This window comes from Pseudoalteromonas sp. SG41-5, from assembly GCF_014164495.1.
In the GTDB taxonomy this organism is placed as follows: Bacteria; Pseudomonadota; Gammaproteobacteria; order Enterobacterales; family Alteromonadaceae; genus Pseudoalteromonas; species Pseudoalteromonas rhizosphaerae.
Window position 1 is genome coordinate 1 of sequence record NZ_JACJFH010000184.1, and the last position, 3,311, is coordinate 3,311.

Here is a 3,311-nt window from a genome sequence, read left to right on the forward strand (position 1 = left end):
AATGATTGATTTGTAGTTAAACAAAGAAATAAATAGGATTTAGCTCAAGCAGTAAATAGCTGCTTGAGTGGGCAAAAGGATATTCATGTCAATTTCATATAAATTTGCAAAACTAAATGCAAGAGTGATAGAGAACTCGCAAAATTTTAAAAATTATTTTTCAAAAAAGAGGTTTAATAAATTTACAGGTTTAATGGGGTTTCAAATAGTTAAAATATTAGTATTAAAAGATGAAGAAAGAAGGCTTAAAGATTCAAATAGTATTGATAACGAAGGCCGCTATTTAGGTTTTCATCATGCGGGTGATTGGACGCTAGGGTTAACATTAGGGCCTATCTTTTTAGGGGGGTGTAGAAGTATTGTGGTGGCGTTAATTTTACTTATATGTCTTTACACCCAATTCACAGCTACCCCAGAGCCATTACCCGTTTGGTTTATTGTATTCGTCATTTGTTGGAACTTATTCTTTTTAAACTTCGGCCCCATTTTAGCGCGTTATATTCTACCAAAACGCGAAGTATATTTTGACCGCCAAAACCAAACAGTAAGCTTTTCGTGGTCAGTAAACAACGCAGAAAAAAATGAGCATGGCCATTCGACATTTCCGTTTGAGGATATAGAAGCGTTTTATTCTAAAGCCAACCATTCTCAAGGCCATGGTGTAACCCATGCGATGTATATTGCCCATAAAGATTACGAAAACCACCGTGGTGCATTTAGTGAAATACGGGTTAAAGACAATCCACAAAACCCAAACTATTGCAAATACACATGGGAGCGCATCGTGCGCTTTATGGATTTAACCAAACCGCTCGTTGACTCACCTGAAATAGAGCCATTTCGTCATTTAGACCCGGTAACACATGAGTTTGATAAGCAAAATAACCGCCCTGAAAAGTACTGGCGTTTAATGAGCTACAAGCAGATGAAGCAAATAGAAGAAGAGCTTGATGATGATATTTACCGCTTTAACTTTGACGGCGCTATCACCAATCCTAAACGCTGGGCAAATAAAGAAATCACCAAACCCTGGGAAAAGTGGCCAATAGATGAAAGCCTAAACAAACCAGACAACACACCGTATTGGAAACGACTGATGAAAACCCTTGCAATGCAAATTATTGCGGGTGTTTAAAAGTTATTGCTCTTTAACAATCAGAAAAGGAATTCAAACCTAGGCGGTATATGCTGCCTAGGTTTATCGTCACATGGCGACACAATGACCCCACTTTCTCAGATCCAAACCAATATTTTAAATATATCCAAAGCGTATTGTTTTCGCCTAAAGTGACTATTAATGAACCCAGTTTCTTTCAATCCACATCATATTATACAGTAAAAGTTGAATTACCAATGTTTATAGTTGGTAAATCTGAGTTGCTTTTAGATGTAAAATACTCATGGCGGCATCCAACAACATTAAATGTTTATAAAAAAGCAACTTGGGTTGAAGGCACTAAAGAGTATTTAGCTGAATTTGATGAAAATAGCCTGAGCTTAAATGCAGCCACCTATGAGTTTGAAATTGAATCACCTAACATTAGTGTGTTTGATGTTGAAATAACATCAACACTTATTTACAACGAAAGTCTAACGTTACCGATAGATTTTGATGCGTTTGAAAAGCCAATTGAAAATGCCTCACTTGAATTAGCAATTGCATAAGGAAAGTAATGCAAAATAATGACTACCTAGCCGTTGATATCATGCCTAAAAAAACGCGATTTCATCGTTTTTTTTACCCTCATAAAATCAAAGAACGATATAAAAAGTTTAAAGGCTTATGTTATTTGTATAATTGGATAGATACTGACATGCATTTAGTTGAAACCCAACCGCAAAGATATCGGTCTTTTAAGTGTGGCAACGATCCTATAAAAACGCTCTTCTTTGGACCAATGGCAATTGGGTTTACTTTAAGTTTGCTATTTGTCATTTCTTGTGTTGTTGCTACCTACTCGGACGAACCTTATCAATGGTGGGTACCGTTACTTACATTTAGTTGGAATTTATTTTTCTTGAATGTATTACCAGTTACATTTAGGTTTACATCTAAAAAAATAATATATTTTGATAGATTAAAGCAGACAGTGGGTTTTACTTTCAATATACCAGACTGTGAACAGCGTGATGAATTAGGTAATTGCTGCTTTAGTTGGGATGAAATAGTGTGTCGACTTGATATTGCATCTACGCGTCCGGGAGTTGTAAGCTACTTCCCGAGTATTAGCCATATTGATTTAGAAAAGTATCCAAAGACTAAAATGCTAGGTACGGTGGCGGATAATGGAGAAACACCAGCATATTGTTACTTGTATTGGGAAAGTAATGTACGTTTCATGGATTTAACTAAACCTTTACCTGATGTACCTGAATATGAAGAACACCGGCATTTAGACCCACGGACAGCTGAGTTTGATATTCAAAATAATAGACCTGTAGGTTTTTGGCTCGACTTTTCATTTTCGCAACAACAAGAAATTTGGCGAAAATTAAAAGAAGAAGCTTGTGACTTTGATTGGCTGGAGGGAAAGCCTAACGAAGAAATAACCAAACCTTGGCTGCATTTTAAAGGTGAGCCAGAACGTATCGAAAAACTGACATGGAAATATAAAGCAAAGCGTTTAGCACTGCAGTTGTTTATGGGAATACCTTAAAAGATGATTTTATGTCTAGTATTAGGCTAAGTTTATTTTTAATAAAAGGCATTCAAATCTAGACGATATATGCTGCCTAGGTTTATTAAAGCAAAGGAACCTGATGCAAAACAATAATTACTTTGGTGTTGGAATAATGCCAAAGAAAACGAGGTTTAATCGTTTTTTTGAATATCGTAGTATAAAAAGTATATATCACGAATTTAAAGGCCTGTGTTTTTTATATGATTGGCTTGATACGAACAAGTTATATGAAAATCAGCGCGAAAAATACAAGCTTGTCCCTTGTGGTAATAACCCTATAAAAGCCATATTATTCGGTCCAATGGCCATTGGAGCTGTATTAAGCTTAATTACATTAATTAGTATTTTATCACTTCCATTTTATGATGAAGGTGAAAAATTTCAGTGGTGGATACCTCTTGTTACCTTTTGCTGGAACTTATTCTTCTTAAATTTACTACCAATAACTGCTAGGTATATACCTGATAGGGTGATGTATCTTGATAGGCAAAACCAAACGGTCGGATTTACTTTTGATATACCAGGTTGTGAACAACGAGATGACTTAGGTAACTGTTGCTTTAAATGGGAAGAGATTGTTTGCAGGTTAACCTCGAAAATGGGCGCGCCGGGTGTAATGAATTACTTTCC

The 3,311-nt window shown here is 35.9% G+C and carries 3 protein-coding genes and 1 pseudogene; all 4 read left to right on the forward strand.

From position 1 onward, the window contains the following. Positions 1-85: 85 nt before the first annotated feature. Positions 86-1,135 (forward strand): hypothetical protein, encoded by a 1,050-nt coding sequence (locus H5232_RS22620; protein WP_182831572.1) that lies wholly within the window; start codon positions 86-88, stop codon positions 1,133-1,135. A 50-nt stretch (positions 1,136-1,185) separates the two neighbouring features. Beyond that, positions 1,186-1,665 (forward strand): hypothetical protein, encoded by a 480-nt coding sequence (locus tag H5232_RS22625; RefSeq protein WP_259398913.1) that lies wholly within the window; start codon positions 1,186-1,188, stop codon positions 1,663-1,665. Between the two features lie 8 nt (positions 1,666-1,673). Beyond that, positions 1,674-2,657, forward strand: a complete 984-nt coding sequence (locus tag H5232_RS22630) for a hypothetical protein (protein ID WP_182831573.1) — start codon at positions 1,674-1,676, stop codon at positions 2,655-2,657. Between the two features lie 103 nt (positions 2,658-2,760). Then, a pseudogene (locus H5232_RS22635) lies at positions 2,761-3,311 on the forward strand (hypothetical protein); the annotation flags it as partial.